This is a genomic window from Desulfopila sp. IMCC35008 (genome assembly GCF_010646885.2).
Taxonomy (GTDB): domain Bacteria; phylum Desulfobacterota; class Desulfobulbia; order Desulfobulbales; family Desulfocapsaceae; genus Desulfopila.
Genome location: NZ_CP050700.1, coordinates 3,724,294 through 3,750,385 on the forward strand (window position 1 = coordinate 3,724,294; position 26,092 = coordinate 3,750,385).

The window sequence follows — 26,092 nt, forward strand, 5'->3', positions numbered from 1 at the left end:
ACGTACTTGAGATGAAAAAAGAGTAAAAAAAAATAGACATGACGTCCTTATCAGAGCGACCAGCACGAGATAAGGAGGGTTCTACATGTCCAGTATGTGTGAGCAAAAGCACTTATGGAAATACGTCAGAACGATGCCGAAAGCACGGCTTCCACTGCTCGATTATCCATCATAATCGATACACTTATGATTATCGTCATGTCGTTTGCTATTTCCATATTCGTTACACCGGCCATCACAGGACCAGTGTAGAAGATGGATGATGAATTACGTCGACTTCCTGTCCAAGGGTGATTTTACCGTTAAGCTCGATATATAGCAGCAGAACGAGATCGGCAAGAGGTTTGGGATTAACAAAGGCATCATTGAGCTCAACGATGGCAGCAGTAATGTACGGGAAAGTGCCACAGAGCTTTCCAAGTTAGCCGAGCAGCTTAATCAGATGGTTTCCCGGTTCAAGGTTGCCTGAGAAGAGCGCTTGCAATCATTACGGTGAGAGTCCCAGGGAGGGGTTCTCACCGCAACGTTAGATGCGTTCCACACCAGTCCCCTACCACCTTTTCATGGAGATGAGTATGACAGACACACAACAACAACCGGAAAAACAGTACCTGGAAGCTGATCAGCAGATCAGGGAGGGCGAAACCACGATACGGGTCAATATCAGCCTGCTCGACTCTCTGATGAATCTTGCCGGCGAACTTGTGCTCAGCAGAAACCAACTGCTGCAGACCATTTCAGTAAACAATCTGAAGAGTGCCGAAGGTGTAGGACAGAGGATAGATTTGATAACCAGTGAGCTGCAGGAAGCGATCATGCTCACCCGTATGCAACCCATCGGCAATGTTTTCAATCGGTTCCCGGATATTGTCGGTCGGTTGGCCGAGCAGCATGAAAAAAATGTCACGTTGGAGATTCGCGGAAAAGAAGTAGAGGTTGACAAAACCATTATAGAATTAATCAACAAACCGCTTGAAAAACTTGTTCGCAGTGCCGTTATAAACGGTATAGAAGTGCCGCAGGAAAGACGCCGGAAAAGCAAGAAGGAAACGGGCAGAATAACGCTCAACGCCATTCAAGAGGCTGGTCAAGTGGTTATAGATATAGTCGATGACGGTAAAGGAGTCGACATCGAAGGGCTTGTGTCCCGAGCCGTGCGCAAGGGACTTATCACCACTGAACAATCTCTGGCCATGAGCGAAAAGGAAAAACTCGACCTGCTCTTTCTCATTGACCAGGATGATCAGCAGGAAACAGAAGCCCAAGAAACCCTGTTTACCGGAATGGGAGCGGTCAAGGACAGCCTCGACAAACTGGGTGGCCAGATCGATATCCAGTCCGAACCAGACAAAAACACCTGGATATCAATAAAGCTCCCGTTGACGCTGGCCATTATCCCTTGCCAGGTGATAGGCACAGAGGGGGAACAGTACGCCATTCCCCAGGTGAATCTGGAGGAGCTCCTGCGAATCCCGGCACACCAGGTCAAAGAGAAGATTGAGATCGTCGGCAGCGCCGAGGTGGTCAGGCTTCGCGGCAAGCTGCTGCCTCTGGTCAGACTGGCCGATGTCCTGGGCATAGAGAGAACCTATGTCGACGGCAGAGACGGCACCATTCAAAATGACAGGAGGCAGCGGATAGCCGACAGGCGCAGCCGCCGTCTGGACGAGGAAGAAAGGAATCAGGACAGCGAGAAAACCGGTAACGAAGATAGTATGCAATTACGACTCTCGGAACAAGACAGAAGGAACGCACCGGAAAGTGCTCTCAATATTGTCGTGGTCACTTCCGGTTCCATGAGCTACGGGTTGATTGTCGATCATCTCCAGGACTCAGAAGAGATAGTCCTCAAACCCCTGGGCAGGCATCTCCAGGAGTGCCGGGGGTACGCCGGAGCAACCATCATGGGGGACGGCCGTATCGCCTTAATTCTCGATGTCAACAATCTGGCCGAGCTTGCCGATCTTACAGCCGTTGATACCTCAGAATACACCGGTGCCAGTGATCTTGAGGGTCCGGTGTCGTCCGTTGGCGACAGCCGGTCGATGCTGATCTTCAGCAGCGGTGAGGATGAGCGTTTTGCTATTTCCCTCGACCAGGTAGAGAGAATAGAAAAGATCAAACACAGCGATATTGAAAATCTCGGCCATAAGCGAGTGATGCAGTATAGAGACGGCAGCCTGACCCTTATCTGCATTGATGATGTCGCCGGCGTCACCCCGCTTGCTGACAGGGAGGACCTGTTGGTAATCGTCTTCAGCGTCGGGATGAAACTGGTCGGACTTCTGGCATGCGGTCCTGTGGACACCAGGGAGGTCGATGTCGAAATTGACAAGACTACCCTGCGCCAGACAGGCATTGCCGGTTCCCTGATTGTCGATGGACAAACGACCCTCTGCGTTGATATCGACGAGATGGTGGAACAGCTGTTTCCAGAATGAAACGAGACGAGGCTGTAAAACGTCTACAATAAAAACACCGCTCCGCAGAATAAAAAAAATGCGGACAGGCAGAGACAATGCTCAACGAGGAGCAATCATGGAAGAGACTAAACAATCCTTGAAAACGGTTGAACTGGCAACATTTTATATTGGGCAGGCACTTTGCGGCATGAATATTTTACAGATTCAGGAGATCAATAAGATCATGCTGCTTACGCCGGTGCCTCAAGCACCTGAGTATGTAAAGGGAGTGCTCAACCTGCGCGGCAAGATCGTCACCATCATTGATCTTGTTAAAAAGCTGGAACTCGGTGAGACCAAAGTTGACGAACACACCCGCAACATCATCGTCAATACCGAGGATGGCAGTGCCGGTGTGCTGGTTTCAAAGATCAGCGATGTTGTTGCAGCCGTACAAGATACAATGGAAAAACCACCATCTAACATGCAAGGCATCCAGGGAAAATATTTTACAGGTGTTTTCAAGACGGAAAATCAACTTATTGGTGTGCTTGACCTGGAAAAGGTTTTACGAATCGAAGAATGACGACGGAAAATTCTGTTTTTTTTTAAACAATAGGTAGTACTGTGATATTGGCGAAACCTGTCAATGCTTCATTTTCCATCAGTCCAATCATGGTCGTTGTAGACGACCCCATCGTTTGAAAATAATTCTGAATTTTAAATATCATCATGAAACTTCGCTCACGTCTCGCTCTTCAAAGCTCAGCCTATGTACTCCTTGCGACTTTGGCGCTTCTCCTGGTCATTAATTACCAGCTAAAGAATTACGCCATTGATATAGCAAAAGAAAAAGCCCAGCTTATCCTTGAAGAAAAACAGGCAACTATTTCTTTCATTGAACACAACTTGCGGCCTCCCCTTTTTCACCTCATAAAAGAACAGAGTCTCCCGAATTCTTATTTCGAACCAAGTTGGATGTCAGCCGGTTATATTAATCGTAAAATAATGAGTTATTTCAATGAATCAAAGTTTTCAGATTACTATTATAAAAATGCGGCAGTAAACGCCAGAAGCCCTGAAAACGAAGCTGATGATATAGAGAAAGAATTTTTATCAAAAGTCAGAAACAACTCATCCATAGATTATGAGACAGCTGTAGTAGAGTTTGATGGAAAACCGTTTTTAGTCAATATGCAGTCTAATTCATCGACGTTTAAAGAAGGATGTATGAAATGCCATAGCAAGCCGGAAAATGCTCCAGAAGGTCTTACTGAAAAATACGGGACCGAAAGAAGTTTTGACAAGATCGTTGGTGATATACCTTCAGTACTCTCAGTTAGAATACCCCTTGAAAAGGTTTATGCTCAAATTAATTCACTTTCTTATGCTATTTTCTTAACACTCTTAGTTTTTGTAGGGCTTGTTTTTATCATACATTGGTTTGTCATTGACAGGCTCATTGTTTCCCCTGTTAAAAAAATTACGCAAAAAGCAGTTGCTATTACACATGATGACAAGCTTCTCGGTCAAAGTTTGACTTCTACAGGTAAAGGAGAATTGGCCGAGCTCTCTAATGCCTTTTCAAATATGTCTGAAAAGTTAGCAGATAGTCATAAAAAAATGGACTTAATATTAAACGAGAGGACGGAAGAATTAAATAGTACCAAGGAAGAATTACAAACAGTTTTTGAAGAAATGCTGGATGGTTTTGCGCTTCACGAAATGATTTATGACGATAATAATACACCTATTGACTATAAATTTCTAAAGGTCAATAAAGCCTTTGAAGAAATAACAGGGCTTGATCAGAATGATATCGTTGGAAAACGTATCTTGGAAGTCTTACCAAACATAGAAAGACATTGGATTGAGAAATATGGCGAGGTAGTTCAAAGTGGAAGGCCAATAAAATTTATGAATTACGAAAAAGAGCTGAATAAACATTTTGAAATCAATGCGTTCAGAAATCAAGAAAACCATTTTGCATGTATTTTTAAAGATATAACAGAAAGGGAAAATGCAGAATCAGAAAGATTGCAATTAGAAGAAAAGCTTCGTCAATCTCACAAAATGGAAGCGATAGGAACATTATCTGGTGGTATTGCTCATGATTTCAACAACCTCCTTTCAGCTATTCTTGGATATACTGAGATAGCTAAAGAGGATATATCGTATGGTCACCCCGCAAGACAGAGCCTCGAACAGGTTTTAATAGCAAGTAATCGTGCAAAAGAAATCGTTAAACAAATACTGACTTTCAGTCGTAAAGAAAAGATGAACAGAGTTCCCGTAAAAATAAATACCATTGTAGAGGAAGCGTTAACTCTTCTTCGAGCAACTCTACCCGCAACCATAGAAATACACCAACAGATCCCAACTACTTGTGCGTATGTGTTAGCAGATAGTAATCAAATTCATCAAGTTATCATGAATATTTGTGCCAATGCTGCTCATGCGATGGAATCTTCGGGTGGGATTTTACATGTTACTGTTGACTCTTGTGAAGCCCCTGACAACAGGGACGGGAACAGGTGCGTTACAGTCAAAATAAAAGATGACGGAGAGGGCATTGATAAAGATCATCTTTTGAGAATTTTTGACCCTTATTTCACGACAAAGGAAGTCGGAAAGGGGGCTGGAATGGGACTTGCGATAGTTTCAGGAATAGTAAAGAGTTATGGTGGAAAAATTGGGGTGGATAGTACACTCGGAGTGGGAACTACTTTTACTCTTACTTTCCCAGAATTTCGGGGAAATGTTCTCCACGAGATTGAGTCTGCCGAAGCAACCCCCACGGCTAACAAAAGGCTATTAATAGTTGACGATGAAAAATATATTGCAGATCTAATGAAAAGGAGAACTGAACGCCTCGGCTACCACGTTACTGCCCTAACAGATAGCCTTGAAGCTCTTCAACTATTTAAAGCTGACCCAGAAACATTTGATCTTGTTATCACTGATCAGACTATGCCCTCGCTGACTGGTTATAATCTGGCAATCGAACTAATGAAAATAAGGCCAGATATACCTGTAATAATTTGCACAGGATACAATTCAAATATTGATTCAGAGAAGGCAAAGTCTATTGGTGTTAGATTTTGCATCTCAAAACCTGTTGAAAAAGATGAATTGGCTAGAACCATCCGGGAAGCATTAAGCGGAAAACCATACCGAGCAAAATCTTAAATTGTCGTTCTCAAAATCGTGGTATCGTACACGTGGTACTATCAACAATACTCAGTTTAAGTGAAGTTATAATATGGGATAGCCCTGATTTGATCTGACAACCATTCACCCGAACTTTGAGTGAGATACGAAATGGGTATCAACCAGATTCACCAAAACAACAATCTCATTTTTTTCATTTATTCCATCTGGTTTTCATACGAAGAAGGGCGAGCACAACCAGCAGCTATTCAAGTCGCCCCTCTATCCCAACTCAAGATCAGCTCATACCGATCTTTCGCATGATAGTTGTTTTAACACTTTCCAAAACATAGGGAGATAATCGCTTCTTCTCTTTCAGTATCTGTTTGAACAGATCTCGTTTTTTCTCCGGGGGAAGTGGTCTGTCAACAGGTCGCAGGGTCAGGGCGTCGTTTTGACAGGCAGAAACACAGGCCCCGCAACCAAGACAGACATCCTCTTTAACCTGCATCATGAATTTAGGTTTCCCACTCGCTCTTTCTATCCTCTCCAGAGCCTCCACATTACACGCTTTTTTGCAGAGGCCGCAGCCCTTACAGTTGTCACCATCGATCTCAAGGGTATAACCGGCTTTGGCCACTCCTTGATGGTATCCGCGCAATACTCCTCCCAGCAACTCGCAGCAGCAGGAGCAGCAGTTGCAGATAAACGACGGTTTATGCCGGATATTATCGGTTATATGGGTCAGGTTGAGATCCCGCGCCGTATCAATTACCTGCAACAACTTCTCCACCGAGCGCTCCTCTGCAAACCCACGGCGCACCATGAACCTGGCGGCGGATCCAAGTGATATACAGATGTTCTCAGAAGGAGCGCCTTTATCACACTCCTTATTCTGATGCTCCTTCTTGTGCCGGCAGTAGCACATACCCACCGCACCGTATCCCGCCTTCTTAATAATTTCCCGGGCACTCTCATAGGTGGTGACCTGTGACTCTACCGGGATGTGCTCCTCGTAAGGCAGTGATCTAGTCAGCGGGGTGGGACTATCAAAGAATTCACGAGCCATGGATTCATCCGGATCCTCAAAAAGGTACTCATGCATGAGTTGAGCGAGTTCCTTCACCGGTAGATCCTGGCGGCGCTTCATAAAGGTGAGCTCAAAAAAACCGATCAGCCCAGGCATCAACAGGTAATAGGTTTTGTCTCCATACACCATATCCATGACCAGCCCCTTTTCCGCCATCGACTCCAGCACAGGGCTCAACCGGATTTCCTGCCAGCCAGTGGCCCTGCCGAGTTCTTTAATGGTCGCTTCCTGCAGGGGAAAACGCGATGCCACATAGGCCTCGTCCGCCGAAAACAAGATCTCCAGAATTCTGCGCAGCTTATCGTTATCCGGCAAACCGATCGGATAACGGTTCAACCTGTCGATCAGGGGTACTATGCTTGATTTGCCGTTTATATGATGTCCCATGATGTTCCTCGCACTTTTTCAATACATCCAGATGACTGCCAGAGTAAGACCAGGATTGACCTGGCCCGAAAGATTTGCGGCAGTGGAAACAGAAAACTTGTTATTTACTCGCTCATAACATACTGATCACGAAGTGCATATACTTCCTCATTCCATACTTTGGCAAACCCCTCCTTGTCGATTACCGGCTTCTTCATCATCTCCCGGTACAGGGTTTCCTGTTCCGGGCTGTTTTCAAAAGAGATAACCATATGCAGGGCAGCACGGGTAAAATCCTGGACCAGGAAGGTAAATATCTGTTCAAGCAACGGTTGCTCCGTATTGTAAATTGCCGCGTTCTCAAGTACCAGCTGGGCATAAACAATCAAGGTAAAGAGCTCCCCGGCAGAGAGCATATAGTCGATATTTTTAGCCTGTGTTTCACTCGGCGGTGCAGTCATCAACAGTTTTCTGAAAAGTTCAAGCTGCTCTTTAAAGAGAAGAACATTATCCCCCTCAACATTTTGGTAAACAAAGCGGTAATCCGGGAATCGGACACTGCCGAGCTTACCGGTCTGCTGGTTAAAGAGATAGGCATCATCACCCGCCTCGCTCTGCCTTGAGATCTCTGGGTAGTCGACAGGTTCGAAAAAATAATTTTTTACAAACTTGATGATAAGCGCCATATTTACATGTTCGGTACCTTCGAGCTTGGGCAGCATACCGATATCCCTGATTGCCATCTCGAAATAGGTATCCTGCTCGTAACCTTTGGCAGCAATAACCTCATGCAGCAGCCCAACCACCTTCTCACCTTCACCTGTAACCTTCATCTTGACAATCGGATTAAAAAGCAGATAACGTCGATCCTCATCCGAGGCACAGCGCAGGTAATCCGCCGTCCTGTAGGCTACGAGTTTCATCGCTATCAACCTGGCGTAGCTCTCGACAAACAGTTTCCGTACATGGGGGAAATCGGTGACGTAACGCCCGTAAAGATTCCGTCCTGCAGCATGGGTAAGCGCCTCGTAAAAACTATGCGTGGCGATACCAATAGACGCACAACCCAGCTCGAATTTGCCAATATTGACCGTATTGAGCGAGGAGTTCCAGGCATGCTGGCCAATGGAGATGATGTCGTCATCGGTAATCGGATAGTCATGCAGGGCATATTCTGCCACATAGGCCTGGCGCACACCTGATGTATCAATCTTTTTTACACATTCATAGTTTGGATGATCTGTCTCTACGGCAAAAAAGACATACTCTCCTGTCCCCTCCACTTTGCCGAACGTTGATACCAGGGCCGCACAGTTGCCATTGCCGATATAATATTTTGAGCCGTTTGCCAGCCAGGTTCCATCCCCTTGCGGCTTGAGTGTCATCTCTGAAGAATAAAGGTCAGCCCCATGAGTCTTTTCTGAAAGGCCGAAGGCAAATACGCCACCCTCTTTCAGCAGCGCTGCTGTTTTCTTCTTCAGCGCATCGTTCGTGCCCATCCATATTGGCCCCAGCCCCAGAATTGTGACCTGCCAGGCATACCAGTAGCAGAGACCGTAAAAGCCGAGAATCTCGTTATACTCACTTATCCGCCACATATCCCAACGTGTCTCTCCAGCAGTATGAGCTGCAGGGGTCAGCAACTGATAGAAGACTTTTTCTTCCTTGATAAAATCCAGGAAATCCTCATACCAAACCTGGGACTGATCATCCTCCTTGATTCTTTTCAACCCCTTTTTTTCAAAAAAGGTGATTGCCTTCTCAACCAGTTCACGTGATGTTTCATCGCTGTGCAGCCGTTCATATTTTTGGGGATTCAACAGCTTCATATATCGCTCCTTTAAAAAACCCTTTTCGCTCTTAGACTTTCGTCTTGACCTTCTTCCAGTTCTTGATCTGCCAGGTGGTCAGTACCGCAGCTATTCTGTTCCCCGACCGGTCACGTACCATGCTCTCCATGGTAACCGAGACAATGTCCTGACTTTTCAGTGGTTCTATTACCTCGTCCTGTAACCTCTCAAGACTGATTTCACTCTCTGAAAAAATATCCTCTTTTGCCTGGTAACCATAGTCCGCCTCAAGCCGTGACATGATCAAACGATACCGGTTCGGGTTGAGTTTGGTCATAAGCAGGAACCCGGCAGAGAATTCGGCGATCGTAGCGATACCGCACGCATGAATCCCGCGGACATGGTTATAGTTTGAGCGCCGGTACCCGGCAAACGTCACAATCCTGTTCTCTTCAATCTCAGCCAGTTCAAATCCGTGCTGCCTGTTAAAAGGTACAGTTCGCCCCAGAGCTTTATTTAAAACCCAAAGCCAGAATGATGATCTTCTGGCCTTTGCAAGCAGGAAGTGTAAGGTGTCAAACCCGGCCATTAAATAGCCCACCCGGCAAGATACCCCTGATGATGTGCCTCGAACACAGTTGCCGGAATAGAAGCATCACCAACCAGGGTATGTGGGATGGCCAACTCGTCCGCTACTTTTACCAGCCCGTTCTCCGACGCAGTACCCACTGCCAAGACCACCGTCTCTGCTTCAATTTTTTGTACGTTCCCTTCCAACTCAATCTCTATGCAATCCGGAAGTATCGAGACCACCCTGGCAGCGAGACAGGTTTTCACCCCATACCGCTTTATGTCCTGCAACATGCCCCAGCGGGTCGACTTACCAAAATTGGCACCGAGCCGCTCCGTCATTTCTACAAGTGTCACCTCACGACTCCCTTCGGTGGCAAGGCGGTACAGGTTCTCAGGCATTTCTGCCTGGTTAACGAGCAAAAACTTCAATTCATCACCAGAAAGGGTTCCCTCTTCCGCCAGTTTCAGCGCTGTCTCAACTCCCACGGCCCCCCCGCCAATTACCACACACTTCTTCCCTGCCTGACGTTTGCCCGAAAGGATATCCCAGGCCTGGATCACATGATTGGCTTCACTACCGACGATCGGCGGAGTAATTGGCCTGCCGCCTGTTGCCACAATGAGCTCATCGGGCTTTTCCTCAATCAGCACGTTTCCATCCACCTCAACATTCATCATGACTTCTACAGCAGAGGCTGCCAGTCGCTGCTTCATATCCTCGGCAAATACAAGGAACTCGTGCCGCCCGGGTGCACTCCCGGCAAGACGGAGTTGTCCTCCCAACTGCATGCTTTTCTCAAAAAGGCGTACCCGATGGCCGTTGGCTGAGGCTGCCATTGCCGCTGCCATACCTGCCACGCCACCGCCAACAACCACGACCTCTTTAGCCGCCTTGGTTTTCCGTAGTTTCCTCTTCTTCTCATAACCGGCTTGCGGATTACATAAACACTCAACCGGCTTCATTTTGAAAATGTTGTCAAAGCAGCCCTGACCACAGGCCACACAATGAACAATCTGATCCTCATTGCCACCCTGAGCCTTTAAGGGGAAATCAGGATCGGCGATCAGCGAACGCCCTACCGCCACGGCATCGCAAAACCCTCGCGACAGCAGGCTGCGCGCTGTTTCAGGGTCATTGATTCGATGGGAAGCAATGACAGGGACTGCAACCCGGTCCTTTATTTCCCTGGCCATATAACTGAAGACCCCACGTGGCACTTTGGTGACAATCTGCGGAACCAGCGCCTCATGCCACCCAACATTGACACAAAGCGCGTCTGCACCGGCGGCAACAAGCGCTTGGGAAAAAGTGCGCAGATCTTCCACACCGATCCCCCCTTCCATAAAATCATTGCCGTTTATCCTGACCATGAGGGGAAAATCAGCTCCCACCCGTTTGCGGACCTCCTCAATTACTTCGAGACCAAAACGCATCCTGTTTTCCAGGCTGCCACCATATGTATCATCTCTTTTGTTGGTGAGTGGTGAGAGAAAAGAACTAATCAGGTAACCAGTCCCAGCCAGAATCTCCACCATATCGAAACCCGTCTTTTGGACGCGCCAGGCAGCATCGGAAAACCTTTCGATGATTACAGCAATTTCCGCCTGATCGAGTTCCCTCGGTGTCTCCCTGGTTAACCGTGAAGGGACCGGTGATGGAGCGACTGCCGGTTTACCCCCCAGAAAAAATGAGGCGTTATACCGACCGGCATGATTGAGCTGGACCCCGCATTTTGCCCCACCCTCATGAATGGCGCCGGCAAGATCGGTTAACCCCGCTATGAAGGAATCGTGATGGGCACCGATATTACCAGGCGTACCGGAGTATTCGTCGACAGTCGCATAGCCGACACTGATGAGCGAAACGCCTCCTTCGGCACGTCTTCTGTAAAAATCGCAAAGCTGCTCCGTGACCTTAAAATCATGACACATGTTGAGGTGCATCGCAGGCATGAAAATGCGGTTTTGCAATTCAAGATTATTTATCTTCCATGGCTGGAACAGGGGATCTTTCATAGTCAACTCCCGGTTACCCGTATGTATTCTTTTTTGAAGGAATCAAACAAACCTGACTGGCACAAGGACTCTTTCAGCACCTCAGGCTCCTCAAACAGATCGAGAACAAACTGTACTTCAGATGCCTTCAGATAGACCTGAAACGGCGTCAGTTTTGAAGACACAATCCGACCGATAATAGCCGCAACATCTCTTTCACCTCTAAATGCCAGTAACGGCTCAACTCGCTTGAACAATTTATCAATATAAACCGACAGATTTTGGAGAACAGAAGGAACCTTCTGCCGATGACCGGGCATGATATATTTTCCTTCCAGCGTGGCAAGCTTGGGTAATGATTCACAATAGGCGGTGTAATTCCTGAACCGTTGACCATTCTCAATATCAAAATCAAGTAGCGGAGACTGAAAAATCCCTTCCAACATGGTGTCTCCTGTAACCGCATACTCTCCGATCAGATAGACAAGGTCACTCTGAGAATGCCCAGGACAACTCATTATTTTTATTCCTAATTCTTCAGTTACCTTTTCTTCTGCAACAAAATAGTTGTCGGGAAGCCTGGGAAAAATGGAACCCGAACTCATCGTCCCATGTAATTCCTGCACGAATGATTCACCGAACCCCACCGACCGGAGATAACGATACATCCCTTCCAGTCGCTGACTGTTTTGCCGAATCTTCAACGTATCCCTGTAGGGAAGGTAAACGGTAGCCCCCGACTCTTTTTCAAGCCAATGAGCCAGACCATAATGGTCAATATGACAATGGGTAATCAGGATATGACGAAGTCTTTTCAGATCAAGATTCCGCTGGTAGTATTTCCTTGCCTGTTCAGTATCCGGTCCGGAATCAAAGAGGATTATCCCGTCATCACGCAGAAGCGAGTAACTGTGAACAGGCCCGACAGGATACGGTGTTTGGATGGTATGCTGAACTGGCTGGACCCGAGTAGTCATAGACCTGACCTTAAAATCTATGGAAGGGAGAGTGATACCACCCTCATGGGCAGAAGGGGTCAGGCCTGAGGCCTGACCCCGGATTCAAACGTATGGTGTGCATCAATAAGCATTCTCCGGATGGAGAGCGAGGTTACCACCCGGAGAATGCAGAGCCATTAGAAGAGGTATTTCTCCTCTTCACAGGCAGTTGTTGCCAGCAGGCGTTTGGCCTGCAGCAGTCCGGAAGCATTGTATTTGGTGAAGCGACGGATGCCGGACAGGATCATGGTAAGGGTATCCCCTTCCTCAATATAGAAGGCACCTTGCCGTGCCGCCCTGCCGACCTCTTCTGCTGCGTCGAAGGCATTGACCTTGACGACCGCCTTTAACAGTTCCTGCTTACGCTCGGTGCATGACGCCAGGATTTTCTCGGCACGAAGGACGCTTGACTCAACCGCATATATCTGGATAGCGATATCTGCAGCCGCCATCAGGATTTCCTGCTCGTCACCAATCTTGTCCATGAATTTCTGGACACCGGCACCGGCCAGGATCAGAAACAGGGTTTTAAGATCGCCGATAAGTTTTTTCTCATGGGCAAACGGGACGGAATCATCAATTTCCTCAAAACTCGGGGTCATGAGTGATTCAAACGCCTTCATAGCCTCTGCCTGCAATGGCAACTCACCTTTCATGGCCTTGCGCAGGATCATTCCCGGGATGAGCAGACGGTTGATCTCGTTTGTTCCCTCAAAGATGCGGTTGATGCGCTCATCACGGTAATAGCGCTCTGCCGGGTACTCGCTGACAAAACCGTAACCGCCGTGAATCTGGACAACCTCATCAACGGTTCGGGCCAAAACCTCACTGCAGTACACTTTAGCGATACCGCATTCGGGTGCATACTCCTCAATAGCCTTTAAATATTGATCATAATAGTCGTCTACAGATCTATCGATCTTTTCAATACTCTCATCGAGCACACCGGCTAACCGGTAAACCAATGATTCTGCGGCGTAAATCTCAGCTGTCATATTGGCTACCTTTTCACCGATTGCACCAAAGCTGCTGATCTTTTTACCAAACTGGGTGCGTTCGTTGGCGTACTTGATACCGTCGACCATGGCGAACTTGGCTGCACCGGTAACCGCGGCACCCAACTTGAAACGACCGATATTGAGGACGTTAAAGGCAATTTTATGCCCTTTACCAATCTCACCCAGTACGTTCTCAACCGGAACCTTGCAGTTATCGAGGATAATCTGGGTGGTCGAAGAACCCTTGATTCCAAGCTTTTTCTCTTCTGCGCCGACCACGAGTCCCTCAAAACTTTTTTCTACCAGGAAACCGGTGAAGTGTTCTTTGTCGATCTTGGCAAAAACGGTGAACAGCTCGGCAAAACCACCGTTGGTGATGAACTGTTTGGTTCCGTTCAGAATGTAGTGCTTGCCATCTTCGGACAAGGTGGCTGTCGATGCAGCACCAAGGGCATCACTACCAGATCCCGGCTCGGTCAGACAATAGGCTGCCGGCCACTCACCTGATATCAGTTTCTCCAGGTATTTTTCTTTTTGTTCTGGAGTTCCGTAATAGATGAGGGGAAGTGTCCCTATCCCTGTATGACAGGTATAAGCAACAGAAAAAGATCCACCTTGGGAGATTTTCTCTGCAACTAACATGGATGAAGCCTTATCCAGCTCAAGACCGCCAAACTCTTCAGGCGCATCCATCATCAGCAGGCCGAGCTCGCCGCACTGCTGCAGTCCCTTGACCACGATGTCAAAGTCCTGTTTATCGATCTCTTCTATCTGCGGAATGATCTCATTTACGATAAACTGTTCGGTGGTCTCCGCCATCTGACGATGCTCGTCGGTGAAGTCCTCAGGGGTGAAGACATCGTTACAGGGAGTTTCAGCGATTAAGTATTCTCCGCCTTTCAGTATATTTTCAGACATAGTTTTCACCTTGTAGAGTTGACCGGCAGGATGTTTCTCTACCTCCCGGTCTTTTCTCTTTCCTATAATTCTTAGAGTTTTTCAAATATTCCTGCAGCGCCCATTCCGCCACCGATACACATGGACACCATACCGTATTTGCCGTTGCGCCGTCCCATTTCGTGCAGCAGGGTAGCGGTCAGTTTGGCCCCGGTGCAGCCTAGAGGATGCCCGAGTGCGATTGCACCACCGTTGACATTGATAATGTCCGGATTGAGACCGAGTTCATTAATACAGGCCAGTGCCTGGGCAGCAAATGCCTCGTTCAGTTCGATAAGATCGAGATCATCTTGGGTCAAGCCAGCAAGTTTCAGGGCAGCCGGGATCGCAACAATGGGGCCAATTCCCATAACCTCGGGACGACAACCCTTTACCGAATAGGATACAAACCTGGCAAAAGGATCTTTGCCGAGTTTTTTAAGGTACTCTTCAGAAACCACCATAGATACTGCGGCACCATCTGTCATCTGGGAGGAGTTACCGGCTGTCACCGGACCACCTATTTTGAAGACTGAACGCAATTTGCCAAGGCTTTCCGCGGTTGTACCGGCACGAACACCATCATCCAACGTCACTGTTTCCTTGTCGCGTTTGATCTTGCCGTTTACGAGACTTGTCTTCTCAATCTCGACCGGGATTATCTCGTCGGTGAAACGACCGGCTTCGATTGCAGCGGCCGCTTTGGCGTTACTTGCCGCACCGAATTCATCCATCATCTCACGGGTTATTCCATGCTCTTCAGCAACGTTCTCAGCGGTAACGCCCATGGACGCATATGATTCAGGCCAATCGAGCATCAGATCCGGGTTAGCGGCATATTTGAGCCCACCCATGGGAACTGAGCTCATGGACTCCACACCACCGGCGATAATGCAGTCGGCAGCACCAATCATGACTCGTTCGGCAGCCATGGAGATAGTCTGCAGGCCGGAGCAGCAAAAGCGGTTCAACACCTGACCGGGAACATCGATCGGCAGCCCTGCTCTCATCGCAGCGACACGACCGATATTCATTCCCTGCTCGGCCTCCGGAAACGCACAACCGAGATACACATCGTCGATAGTCGCGGGATCAATGCCGGTTCGTTCAACAGTCCCCTTTATGGCCAGTGCAGCGAGATCATCCGGCCTCATGTCCTTGAACTTTCCCTTGTTTGCCCGGCAGCCAGGAGTTCTGTAGCTTGCCAGAATATAGGCTGTTTTCATATCTGTTCCTCTTTTAATTACAATTATTTAAGTAGAAGCTCCTCATTTGCGGATTTCTTTCTAATTCCTAATTCCGCAAGGGTTTGCCGGTTTTCAACATATGCTGTACACGCTCAGAGGTTTTCTTGTTGCCACAAAGCTTCAAGAAATTCTCTCGCTCCAGTTGGAGCAGGTATTCTTCAGATACCAGGGTTCCCGGATTCACATCGCCACCGCAAATAACGTTGGCTATAATACCACCCATCTCTGCCTCGTATTCGCTAATGAAGTTACCCTGCTGCATATTCCAGAGCTGGCTCTTAATCGATGCGGCGATACCGCGTCCCGGCGCGGGAACATCTTTTCTCGACAGCTTCGGCCGGTAGTTTACAGCCAACGCCAGAACCTTCTGCTTGGCATCACCGATCAGTTTGTCGATATCCATAGTGATGGAATCGCCGTTTCTCATGTAGCTCATATCGTACAATTGCGCCGCACCCATTGACACCTTAGCCATGGCGATCTGTTCGAAGTGTTTGAAGATAAATGGCTGAACATCGGTGTTATATTTGGTCGAAAGGTCAACCGCCCGCAGACACAACTCCTTGGTACCTCCACCCGCAGGCAACAAACCAACACCAATCTCAACCAGTCCCATGTAGGTCTCCGCGTAGGCGTTAATTGCATCGGCATGCATGGAAAACTCACAACCGCCACCAAGAGTCATGTTAAAAGGTGCGGCAACAACCGGCACCTTGGCCAGTTTGAGAGCCATGGTCGCATTCTGGAAGGAACGCAGGACCATATTGATATCGTCGAAGGCACCTTCTGCCATGGCAACTGCCAGCATCATCAGGTTGGCACCGACAGAGAAGTTCTGACCATGGTTACCGACCACAAGACCGACACCTTCTTCTTCCGCCCTCTTAACCGCTTTATGGGTCATGGCGAGTATATCACCGGAAATGGCGTTCATCTTTGAATGGAACTCAAAACCGAAGACGCCGTCGCCGAGGTCGATGATGGAACAATTGGAGTTCTTCTCAACCACATTGCCGCCACGCTTTAAGATATCGAGCTTGATCTGGCCTTCTTTCAGAGGAACTTTTGCGTACTCACCCTTTAAGACATCGTAATATTCCTGAGCGCCTGATTCGTCAAAGCGGTAGAAGGATTCGATTCCTTTCATCTTCTCAGGCACAGTTATGCCGTCTTTTTCGGCCCGTTTGACAAATTTTGCAACACCGATGGCATCAAGCATTTCAAAGGGGCCGATCTCCCAGTTAAAGCCCCACTTCATGGCGTTGTCTATATTGACCACGTCATCAGCAATCTCCGGAATACGGTTAAAGGCGTAAATCAAGGTGTCACGAACCGATTTCCAGGCGAATTCAGCACCTTTGTCCTGGGCGCCAACGATCATCTTGATTTTCTGGGCCGGATCATCAACCTGCTTAACCATACCGACAGAAGCGTATTTCGGCTTTGCCAGCGGTTTGTAATCGTTTTCCTTATAATCGTAGTAGTAGATCTGGCGTTTGCCGTCGACCTTACCCTTCTTGTAAAATCCCTGCTTGGACTTGTTGCCAAGGAAACCCTTGTCGATGAGTGCCTTCATGAAATCCGGCAGTTTAAAGACATCTCTTTCCTCGTCGTCCGGCAGCAGGTCATACGAGTTGTTACCCACGTGGGCCAGGGTATCGAGCCCAACCAGATCCGCAGTCCTGAATGCTGCAGATTTGGGCCGTGCCGTTGCGGGACCTGCTATGGTGTCGACCTCTTCCACAGTCATATCCATTTCGACCATGTGCTGCATCGCCTTGTAGATGGCGTAAACACCGATTCGGTTCCCGATAAAGTTGGCGGTATCTTTTGCGTACACAATACCTTTACCAAGGCGGTTGCCGATAAAATCAGCCATGCCCTTCATAACTTCCGGATCGGTTGCGGTGGTCGGTACCAGTTCCATCAACCGCATATAACGGGGCGGATTGAAGAAGTGGGTGACGAGAAAATTCTTCCGGATTTCCGGCGGCAGTACTTCGGCCATCTCATTAACGGAAAGACCGGAGGTATTGGTAGACAGGATAGCGCCAGGTGCAATATAGGGGGTCAATTTCTTGAGTAGATCCAGTTTAATCGGCATGTATTCCACGACGACTTCCACGATCCAGTCACAATCCTTTAATTTTTCCAGATCATCCTCAAGATTACCGATATCAACCTGGGCCGCATATTCTTTAAGGAAATAGGGTGCAGGCTTCATCTTGACGAGCCCGGCTCTTCCTTCAGCAGCTATCCTGTTCCGAACCTGGGGGCTTTCCAGGGTCAGTCCTTTTTTCTCTTCCTGCTCAGTCAATTCTTTGGGAACAATGTCCAGTAACAGAACTTCAAGGCCCGCATTCGCCAGATGGGCAGCAATGGTTGCACCCATCACTCCGGCACCGAGAACACCTACACGATTAATCTGCCTCATTTTTCCTCTCCATTAGTGGTTTTCGGATGACCGACCAAACCGTTACCTGCATTTACATACAGCTCTTCGATCGTATCTTTGTATTTGTTGTAAATTTCCTTCCTCTTCAACTTCAACGTCGGTGTCAGTTCACCGCCTTCTATTGTGAACTCCCTGGGGAGTACAGCAAAATACTTAATCGTATTGTAAGGGGGCAGATCCTTGTTGAGTTCCTCAACCCTCTTGGCATAGATCTCCATCACCTTCCTGTTACTGACCAACTCCTCCATGTCGATATAGTCAATCTCCAGCTCACGTCCAAGGTCCACCATTCTCTCCAGGTTGGGTGTCAGCAACGCGACAAGGAACGGCTTCTTATCACCATAGACAAATGCCTGGGAAATATATTTATCTAGTTTCAACTCGTTCTCAATCGGCTGCGGAGCGATATTTTTTCCACCGGCGGTGACGATTATTTCTTTCTTCCGATCAATGATATAAACGAATCCATGTTCATCAATCCTGGCGATATCACCGGTACGGAACCAGCCGTCTTCGATCGAGTCCTGGGTGGCTTCCTGGTTTTTGTAATACTCACGCATCACCTGAGGACCCTTTACGAAAAGCTCACCATCTTCACCCAACCTTACCTTCGTCTCATCAAGCGGTTTACCAACGGAATCGAAACGAATGGCATCATAATGGGACAAGGTTACAGCAGGGCTGGTCTCAGTCAGCCCATAACCGTTAAAAACAGGCAACCCAATTATCCACATAAACTCGTTGACGGTTTTATCCAGCGGTGCACCACCGCAGATAAAATATTTCAGCTTGCCTCCAAACCTCTCCCTGATTTTTTTGAACACCAGACGGTCGAAAAACCTGTAGCGAAGCTCCAGGGTACCAAGCGGCTCTTTGGTGATATATTTTTTCCATACATACTGGCGTCCCACATCGATCGCCCGATGAAACATGTTCTTTTTAAAAGAGCTTCCCTGATGAACGTTTTCGTAAACACGGGAGTAAATCTTCTCAAACAGGCGAGGCACACTCACCATATTGGTCGGCTGAATCTCGACCATGTTTTCCATTACCTTTTTTACGTCTTCGGCAAAGGCCACATGATTACCGGAAAGCAGTGTCGCGTAATATCCACCGGTTCTCTCAAGCACATGGCTGAGCGGCAGGAAGCTGAGGAAGGTCTGCGGATTTTTCTCATCCACCGGAAACTTTTTCATACCATGGTTGGCATTGACCATGATGTTCCTCTGGGTAAGGATAACCCCTTTGGGTCTTCCGGTGGTTCCGGACGTATAAATTATAGTGAGGATGTCGTCCTGGGTAATGGCATCGATCTGATTCTCGATAACCCCCTTCTCTTCTGCCTTCAGCGGCGATGAAACCTCAGATAGCTGATACTGGGTGTACACCGGAAATGATCTGTCACCCATGAATCGCTCGTAAGATATAATGAGTTCAACATTGGGGATCTCATCACGAATAGAAAGCAGCTTTTCATATTGGGTTTTGGTCGATACGAAAACGACCTTTGCCTCACAGTGATTTATCACATAAGCCGCCTGCTTGCCGGTGTTGGTGGCATAGATGGGCACAGTAATTGCCCCGGCAGACTGAATACCGAAATCGGATATCGCCCAACCAAGCCTGTTTTCTGAAAAGATTGCAACACGATCCCCCGGCTTAACCCCCGACTTTTTCAACCCCCTGGCAAGAAGAATGACCCTTTCGTAAAACTCCTCGTACGACAGGGACAGGAAGGTCCCGCGTTTTTTATAGCTGATGGCCGTGCGGGTTGCATACCGGCTTGCATTCTCTTTCAAGATCGCCGGTATTGATTGGTATGACAGGAAATTCATGAGCAATAGCCTCCAAAAGAAACATTCTCATTGGTTCTCATAAACTGCAACAGGCAGAACAACTAACTTTGTCTATTTTTATACCGTACCTTTACGTTCAAGTCAACCTGTTTGTGAAACATTATTCCAGGATAACATTTTTAAAACTTATTTTATGTTATCCCCCCTTACGCCCTATCTTAAAGAGCAATATAACAACGAATATTTAGAAAGTTAAATGTTATTCAACAAATAATCAGTACAGCCTGCAAGGATGTTTCCCAAAAAAATACCAACGGAACCTCGGGCCCTTCGAATTATTCTTTACGTAAGATAAGAACTGACAGTAAGAAAAGTGTTATCTGCGGAAACAACAGGAAAACATGGCAGGAAACGGTGTGAAATGAATCAACCTCACATATCGGTCACTGGACAGGTGTCGGCAAGATCTGAAATAACACTGGCCAAATCATCCCACATCTCGCAGCAACGCAGGTGATCCCGCTCTGTCCCGGCCTGTTCAAGCGCCGCAAACATCTTCATGACAGGTGTAAAACCATACATCCCGGCAACACCCTTGTTGGCATGGCTCAGTTCAACAATAGATAAATAGTTGACCGAGCGAATTACCTCACCGATCTTTTCGTGTTCGCAAAGCATGATTTCCAGAAATTTCGGGATAAGTGTCACCAATGAATCGGGAACCTCAACATCCTGCCATGACACATCTGCTGGCGAGACCACCACTTCACGCTCAAGACCGGCGACAGGTACCTCGTTTATAACGCCTGCTAAAACAACGAGCAGGTCTGTCCTGGAGAACGGCTTGGTCAGTATCTCGTCAAAACCCTCATCCAGCAGCGATTCCTTAATCTCCTGAAAAGCATGGGCCGTCATGGCCACAATTCGGGATGGCGGCGTACCCTTTTGGCGCTCAATCTCACGGATCTCCCTGATGGCGGTAATACCGTCGACCTCAGGCATACTGATATCCAGCAGGATAAGATCAAATCCGTGCCGCATACATTTCTCGATAGCGCCGCGCCCACTGTCTGCATATTCGGCATGCAAGGGAAGACCTTCAAGATAGTACTGTACGACCTCCCTGTTACCAGCCATGTCATCCACCACCAGGAGGCGAAGATCTGAAAGGTCAGGTAATGGTTTACCAAGGAGTGTGCCACTTGTCATGTCGGCGCCATCGGGCGTTGTGACCAGCGGTATATGGAGGGTAAAAACGGTTCCCTGCCCGACCCGGCTGTCCATACTGATTGAGCCACCCATCGCCTCCACCAATATTCGTACTATGGCAAGACCAAGCCCGACTCCGCCCTGCTTCCTGGAAAGCGTTGTACGGGCCTGGCTGAAACGTTCGAAAACAGCACTGCGTTCCTTGTCCGAAATACCAATACCGGTATCGGAAATCTGGAATACGAGTCCTCCGGCGCCTTGCTCCTGGCGTACAAGCAATTTCACCTGGCCCTTCTCGGTAAATTTTATGGCATTACCCAACAGGTTAAGCAGGACCTGCTTGATCTTGCCCTTGTCTCCCTGGTAAATCTGGCCGACATCCCCCTCCCATTCAAGCTTAAAACGCAGCCCTTTCTTGGTAGCGAGGGTTTGGAGCATATCGGTCAGGTTCTGGATAAGCCTTCGCAGGTTAAAGGGACGCACCACTAATTCCACATCACCTTTTTCAATCCTAGAAAATTCAAGTATGGAATCGATGATTTCCAGCAGGTGACGTCCGGCACCACGAAGATTGCGGACAAACTGCTGTTGACGTTCATCTAGTTCAGTCTCCTCGAGCAGCTCGCCAAGCCCCATTATAATATTTAGAGGTGTACGGATCTCGTGACTCATATTGGTGAGAAACTCGGTCTTGGCCTTTGAGGCTGCCTCCGATTTTTCCCGAGCCGATTCCAGCTCAGTCAAGGCATTATTCAACAGATGACGATTAATATCGTCGAGCTTTTCTCGCCGTAACTGGCTCTCCTGGAGGCGTTCAATCTTTCGCTCCAGCCAGGCGACCCGTTTCAGCAGTTGCTCCTTTCCCTGCTGGTTACTTTTTGCCGATTCGTCTTTCATTGTTCATATTCCCGTAATGAGACTGCCACGTAGCAATCATTCTGAAACAGGACCTGTTCCCCCACAGCATGGGGAGCATACTGCCCATATGAATAGAAACCGAAAAACGGCACATCTTTTTTCTTCATCAATTTCCCAAACTCCTCGTCACTTCTGGATCCCAGGATGTGACGCCGTGACGTGCAGCAGAAAACAAGTACCAAATCGGGAGGGCCCTCGCCATATGCCAGCACCTGTTCATTGGCACAGTCTGCGGCGTATATTATATCCTCCCGAAACACAGTGGTAAGTCGAACCAACGATCCGGAAGGAATGGAGCCCATGAAGTCGACACTCCCATCGTCATATACATACAGCGAGTTTCGCAGCTTAAACCGCCCCTCTACCTGCCTGTAGACCGCAAGCGGGATATGGGTCATTGCCGATGCGACCACTCCAAGATATTCCTTATAGAAGCGACCGGCCGGCATGCCGTCAATGGAATAAATCCTGTTGCCTTCGCTTCTATCGACAGAGTGGTAGGGGCCGATCGGCGTCCAGCCGTTGCCGGTCCCCACATTTATCTGTAGGTTCCCCTGCACAAACAGCATGGCCATACCGCCACTGCTCACCTCCGTACCACAAAACTGATACGCTTTTTTAAACTGGTAATGATCTGCAGCCGCTCCCCCAATAAGAGGTATATCCCCGCACACCCGCCGCACAATATCAACAACGGGCAACTCGATGGTGGTGATACCATCCGGAAAAATGAAACAACAGGCCGGCGGTCCACTCAGGGCATCATTACAGGTAGCAAACGTTTCACGAAAACGACGTTCCGGAAAAGAAGAAAAGTCGTGAACCATTGCAGCCTTAAACTGCACCGTCTCGGAACAAAACAAGAGAAGGCTTACCGAGTCCTCTGAAAAACCCAAGAGAGGCGATATTTCCCCACCAGAAGTACACCCCGCCAGCTCAATTCCCGGGAACGTATCGCAAATCCGCCTCAGAATCGCTCCATAATCAGCGTCCATACATGAAGTAAAAAGGATACCGGCCTGCGGAATCCGGCCACGCAGCCTGTCCACACACTGGTTAATAACGGATTCCGTTGCTTCTATTGCACTCAAGGCATCACTGACACCACAAACTGTCTCCAGCATATTCCCCCTGTCACCGCAACAACAAAACATCTCATGATAATAGAAGATCACATTCTCTTATTGTAATCGACAAACCCTCATGATGCCAAACGGTTTGGTTAAATCATAAAATAATGTTGAACGAATACAATGAAATTACCTCTCTCGAAATCATTAAGTACTTGATCCAGGAGTGTCCGTAAATCCTGATTCATTTGTCCATTCTCATGAAGTTTCCCCAGATCAGGCTCATTAAAGACATGGTGGAACAACTTTTTAAAGGACAGTCATCAAAATCAGGTGTCTCTTCCCTGCAGAGCTTTGCCATGGCCCTCGGTGGCAGGGTCGGTACCGGTAATATTGCAGGTGTTGCCTCCGCCATCGGTTTCGGTGGGCCAGGAGCCGTTTTCTGGATGTGGACCATCGCTTTTTTAGGGGCCGGTTCAGCATACGTGGAATCCGCTCTCGCCCTGGTTTACAAAGAGGAGATGGATGGCGAATATCGTGGAGGCCCGCAATACTACATCGAGAAGGGGCTTGGCATGCGCTGGTATGCTATCCTCTTTGCAATCGCCGCCATTATCGCCATGGGCTTTTTCCTTCCCGGAATCCAGGCCAACAGTATTGCCTCGGCAATGTATAATGCTTTTGGGATCCCGGTGGCAGCCACCGGTGGAGTCATTGTAGTTCTTCTTGGTCTGATCATCTTCGGCGGCGTAAAACGTATCGGCCGTGTTGCTGAAATCATGGTGCCAACGATGGCCGTCATCTACATGCTCGTTTCACTGGTCATTATCGTTATTAACCTGGACAAGGTCCCAGACGTCTTCAGCCTGATCTTCACCTCCGCTTTCAGTTCCAAGGCTGCTTTCGGGGCCATCATCGGCCAGGCCATCATGTGGGGTGTCAAACGAGGTATATACTCGAATGAGGCGGGTCAGGGTACCGGGCCAATGGCTGCTGCTGCTGCCGAGGTCAGCCACCCGGCCAAGCAGGGGCTTGTCCAGGCATTCTCCGTTTATGTGGACACCCTCTTTGTCTGTACAGCCACGGCCTTTATGATACTTATTACAGGAAGCTACAACACCGCGGACGGGGCAGGAGGATACCTGTACGCCAATCCGGCATTAAACGGAGTTACACCGGGACCGATCTTTACCCAGTCCGCCGTCGACACGCTCGTTCCCGGACTTGGTAGCGCATTTGTGGCCATTGCCCTGTTCTTCTTTGCTTTCACAACCCTGATGGCATATTATTATTACTGTGAATCAAACGTTGCCTTCCTCGCCAAGAAGTTTAAGAATCACAAGGCGATTTTCAACGTCACCAGAGTGGTCCTGCTGGCCATGGTATTTGTCGGTTCGATTAACTCGGCCGGGCAGGTTTGGGCACTCGGCGATATCGGGGTCGGGCTGATGGCCTGGCTCAACATCATCGCAATTATCCTGTTGACCAAACCAGGAATCAGGACCCTGCAAGATTATGAACGACAGAAAAAGATGGGTTTGGACCCGGTTTTCGATCCTCGCGAAATGGGCATTGAAAACGCTGATTTGTGGGTACGTAAAATAGAAAGCGAAAAAGAGTATACCCAGGTAATGGAAGAACAATACCGTAATTGATTCTTCGATAACAAACATAAAACTGCCCCCATCAGGAGAGGGGGGGCAGTTTTTCATCACATTACGACTTGTGGGCTGTGCCGATGCAGCACTTCCCGCATTTAGCCCGTATTTTTCATGAGAAATACGGGTGAGGCGTAGACAGGTATATTAAGGAATGCAGGACAGTTCACCAAAACGTAAAATTCTCGTACTCGCCACCGGCGGCACCATTGTCTGCTCAGAAACAGACAGTGGTCTCAAACCGCACTACACGGTTGAAAAGCTACTCGAAGTCCTGAAACCTGCGACGAAACGCCACGTCGTTCGGGGTAAAACAGTCATGAACATCGACAGTTCAAACATGACACCTCGTAATTGGCTGGTCATTGCCCAGGCAATCGAAGAGGAATACAACAGCTACGACGGTTTCGTTATTACCCATGGGACCGACACCATGGCATATACAGCTTCAGCGCTGAGTTATCTTCTCGAACATTTGAACAAGCCGGTCATCCTCACCGGTTCCCAGTACTCGCTTATCGACAGTCGAACGGATGCCGTACAAAACCTCAATGACGCCCTGCTCTTCGCCTGTGAGGAATTGCGTGGCGTCTTTATCGCCTTTGACGGAAAACTCATCAACGGGACCCGGGCCATCAAGACCAAGACCCGCAGTTACGATGCCTTTAACAGTGTCAACTTCCCTGTTGTGGCCGTAGTAAAACACAACCGTATTCATTACAACCGCTCGGTCTTCAGACTTTTTTCACGACCTGACATACAGGAAACCGAAGACAATCCTCCTGCCTTGAAAGTGTGCAGGGAGATTGAGGACAATATCATCGTCATCAAGCTCTTTCCCGGCCTCAATCCATCCATATTCGATTATCTCGGAAAACAGGTAAAGGGCATTATTATTGAAGGGTATGGTATCGGCGGAGTCTCCTCCGGCATTCTGGATCTGTCTTCCAAGGTCCGGCAGCTCACCGATGCCGGCCTGGCCGTAGTTGTCACCACGCAGTGCCTGGAAGAAGGTGTCGATTTCAACATTTACGAAGTCGGCAAGCTGCTTCCCCTCGACAAGATCATCTACGCCAAAGACATGAACACCGAGGCAATAGTACCAAAGCTGATGTGGGCTCTCGCCCGCGGAAAGAATCCTGCGGAAGTTAAAAGCCTGTTCGAAACAGCTGTAAACGGTGATATACAGGACCATCCTGAGACCTACTACTATTTCTAACCGGTGGTTTCTTTCTCCTTCACCGCCCAGAACAATACTCCAACCTGCTAATGGAACTTTCTAAAAAAATATCTGCCGCAATTTCAAAAACATAAGAATATATGTTTCGTACGTTTTTTTTGTCTGCAGAGAATAAATCCTATTGACAGGTTCGATGGTGTTTCACACTTGAATCGAGCAAAGGACTACATATGGGAGCTGGCTATAGATAAAGACATCCAG

Annotated in this window: 16 protein-coding genes and 1 pseudogene; 6 read left to right on the forward strand and 11 right to left on the reverse strand. The window is 48.2% G+C overall.

Annotated features, from left to right (window positions below; all coding sequences use genetic code 11):
• Positions 1-114 precede the first annotated feature (114 nt).
• The 4 genes from GA520_RS16340 (at position 115) to GA520_RS16355 (ending at position 5,591) form a co-directional block, all read left to right on the forward strand.
• Entirely contained in the window at positions 115-252 is a 138-nt protein-coding gene (locus GA520_RS16340) for a hypothetical protein (RefSeq protein WP_163338575.1), read from the forward strand.
• Positions 253-575: 323 nt separating this feature from the next.
• Positions 576-2,441, forward strand: a complete 1,866-nt coding sequence (locus GA520_RS16345) for a chemotaxis protein CheW (RefSeq protein ID WP_240910167.1) — start codon at positions 576-578, stop codon at positions 2,439-2,441.
• A gap of 97 nt (positions 2,442-2,538) precedes the next feature.
• Positions 2,539-2,988 (forward strand): chemotaxis protein CheW, encoded by a 450-nt coding sequence (locus GA520_RS16350; protein WP_205749293.1) that lies wholly within the window; start codon positions 2,539-2,541, stop codon positions 2,986-2,988.
• A 146-nt stretch (positions 2,989-3,134) separates the two neighbouring features.
• Complete coding sequence (locus GA520_RS16355; protein WP_163338573.1) at positions 3,135-5,591, forward strand: DUF3365 domain-containing protein; 2,457 nt, start codon at positions 3,135-3,137, stop codon at positions 5,589-5,591.
• 259 nt (positions 5,592-5,850) lie between these two features.
• On the opposite strand, the gene GA520_RS16360 is transcribed toward GA520_RS16355, so the two are convergent.
• The 11 genes from GA520_RS16360 to GA520_RS16410 all read right to left on the reverse strand — a co-directional run bounded on the left by GA520_RS16360 (position 5,851) and on the right by GA520_RS16410 (position 23,047).
• The gene (locus tag GA520_RS16360) at positions 5,851-7,029 is read right to left on the reverse strand and encodes a 4Fe-4S binding protein (protein ID WP_163338572.1); all 1,179 of its coding nucleotides are present in this window, start codon (positions 7,027-7,029) and stop codon (positions 5,851-5,853) included.
• 104 nt (positions 7,030-7,133) lie between these two features.
• A complete protein-coding gene (locus GA520_RS16365; protein ID WP_163338571.1) occupies positions 7,134-8,837 on the reverse strand; it encodes an acyl-CoA dehydrogenase in 1,704 nt (567 codons plus the stop codon).
• Between the two features lie 31 nt (positions 8,838-8,868).
• Positions 8,869-9,387 carry a DUF4442 domain-containing protein gene (locus GA520_RS16370; RefSeq protein ID WP_163338570.1) on the reverse strand — a complete coding sequence of 173 codons (519 nt, stop codon included), beginning with the start codon at positions 9,385-9,387 and terminating at the stop codon, positions 8,869-8,871.
• Entirely contained in the window at positions 9,387-11,387 is a 2,001-nt protein-coding gene (locus GA520_RS16375; RefSeq protein ID WP_163338569.1) for an FAD-dependent oxidoreductase, read from the reverse strand. Before GA520_RS16375 ends, GA520_RS16370 begins: the two co-directional genes overlap by 1 nt.
• Before the next feature lie 2 nt (positions 11,388-11,389).
• Positions 11,390-12,343: an MBL fold metallo-hydrolase gene (locus GA520_RS16380; RefSeq protein ID WP_163338568.1), complete on the reverse strand. Its 954-nt coding sequence runs from the start codon at positions 12,341-12,343 to the stop codon at positions 11,390-11,392.
• A gap of 158 nt (positions 12,344-12,501) precedes the next feature.
• Positions 12,502-14,280, reverse strand: coding sequence for an acyl-CoA dehydrogenase family protein (locus tag GA520_RS16385; RefSeq protein WP_163338567.1), 1,779 nt, complete (start codon positions 14,278-14,280; stop codon positions 12,502-12,504).
• Positions 14,281-14,351: 71 nt separating this feature from the next.
• The gene (locus GA520_RS16390; RefSeq protein WP_163338566.1) at positions 14,352-15,524 is read right to left on the reverse strand and encodes a thiolase family protein; all 1,173 of its coding nucleotides are present in this window, start codon (positions 15,522-15,524) and stop codon (positions 14,352-14,354) included.
• A gap of 67 nt (positions 15,525-15,591) precedes the next feature.
• The gene (locus GA520_RS16395; protein WP_163338565.1) at positions 15,592-17,979 is read right to left on the reverse strand and encodes a 3-hydroxyacyl-CoA dehydrogenase/enoyl-CoA hydratase family protein; all 2,388 of its coding nucleotides are present in this window, start codon (positions 17,977-17,979) and stop codon (positions 15,592-15,594) included.
• On the reverse strand, positions 17,976-19,835 hold the full coding sequence (locus GA520_RS16400) for a long-chain fatty acid--CoA ligase (protein WP_163338564.1): 1,860 nt from the start codon (positions 19,833-19,835) through the stop codon (positions 17,976-17,978). Before GA520_RS16400 ends, GA520_RS16395 begins: the two co-directional genes overlap by 4 nt.
• A 393-nt stretch (positions 19,836-20,228) precedes the next feature.
• Positions 20,229-21,902: an ATP-binding protein gene (locus tag GA520_RS16405; RefSeq protein ID WP_163338563.1), complete on the reverse strand. Its 1,674-nt coding sequence runs from the start codon at positions 21,900-21,902 to the stop codon at positions 20,229-20,231.
• On the reverse strand, positions 21,899-23,047 hold the full coding sequence (locus GA520_RS16410; RefSeq protein WP_163338562.1) for an FIST signal transduction protein: 1,149 nt from the start codon (positions 23,045-23,047) through the stop codon (positions 21,899-21,901). Before GA520_RS16410 ends, GA520_RS16405 begins: the two co-directional genes overlap by 4 nt.
• A 197-nt stretch (positions 23,048-23,244) precedes the next feature.
• Between GA520_RS16410 and GA520_RS16415 the strand changes: the two are divergent.
• Positions 23,245-24,648, forward strand: a pseudogene (locus GA520_RS16415) (alanine/glycine:cation symporter family protein); the annotation flags it as partial.
• 157 nt (positions 24,649-24,805) lie between these two features.
• A complete protein-coding gene (locus GA520_RS16420) occupies positions 24,806-25,870 on the forward strand; it encodes an asparaginase (protein WP_163338560.1) in 1,065 nt (354 codons plus the stop codon).
• Positions 25,871-26,092 lie beyond the last annotated feature (222 nt).

Bases quoted from the DNA above. Each gene is read 5' to 3' on its own strand.
- GA520_RS16340 (WP_163338575.1), top strand. From the start codon at position 115: ATGGAAATACGTCAGAACGATGCCGAAAGCACGGCTTCCACTGCTCGA.
- GA520_RS16345 (WP_240910167.1), top strand. From the start codon at position 576: ATGACAGACACACAACAACAACCGGAAAAACAGTACCTGGAAGCTGAT.
- GA520_RS16350 (WP_205749293.1), top strand. From the start codon at position 2,539: ATGGAAGAGACTAAACAATCCTTGAAAACGGTTGAACTGGCAACATTT.
- GA520_RS16355 (WP_163338573.1), top strand. From the start codon at position 3,135: ATGAAACTTCGCTCACGTCTCGCTCTTCAAAGCTCAGCCTATGTACTC.
- GA520_RS16360 (WP_163338572.1), bottom strand. From the start codon at position 7,029: ATGGGACATCATATAAACGGCAAATCAAGCATAGTACCCCTGATCGAC.
- GA520_RS16365 (WP_163338571.1), bottom strand. From the start codon at position 8,837: ATGAAGCTGTTGAATCCCCAAAAATATGAACGGCTGCACAGCGATGAA.
- GA520_RS16370 (WP_163338570.1), bottom strand. From the start codon at position 9,387: ATGGCCGGGTTTGACACCTTACACTTCCTGCTTGCAAAGGCCAGAAGA.
- GA520_RS16375 (WP_163338569.1), bottom strand. From the start codon at position 11,387: ATGAAAGATCCCCTGTTCCAGCCATGGAAGATAAATAATCTTGAATTG.
- GA520_RS16380 (WP_163338568.1), bottom strand. From the start codon at position 12,343: ATGACTACTCGGGTCCAGCCAGTTCAGCATACCATCCAAACACCGTAT.
- GA520_RS16385 (WP_163338567.1), bottom strand. From the start codon at position 14,280: ATGTCTGAAAATATACTGAAAGGCGGAGAATACTTAATCGCTGAAACT.
- GA520_RS16390 (WP_163338566.1), bottom strand. From the start codon at position 15,524: ATGAAAACAGCCTATATTCTGGCAAGCTACAGAACTCCTGGCTGCCGG.
- GA520_RS16395 (WP_163338565.1), bottom strand. From the start codon at position 17,979: ATGAGGCAGATTAATCGTGTAGGTGTTCTCGGTGCCGGAGTGATGGGT.
- GA520_RS16400 (WP_163338564.1), bottom strand. From the start codon at position 19,835: ATGAATTTCCTGTCATACCAATCAATACCGGCGATCTTGAAAGAGAAT.
- GA520_RS16405 (WP_163338563.1), bottom strand. From the start codon at position 21,902: ATGAAAGACGAATCGGCAAAAAGTAACCAGCAGGGAAAGGAGCAACTG.
- GA520_RS16410 (WP_163338562.1), bottom strand. From the start codon at position 23,047: ATGCTGGAGACAGTTTGTGGTGTCAGTGATGCCTTGAGTGCAATAGAA.
- GA520_RS16420 (WP_163338560.1), top strand. From the start codon at position 24,806: ATGCAGGACAGTTCACCAAAACGTAAAATTCTCGTACTCGCCACCGGC.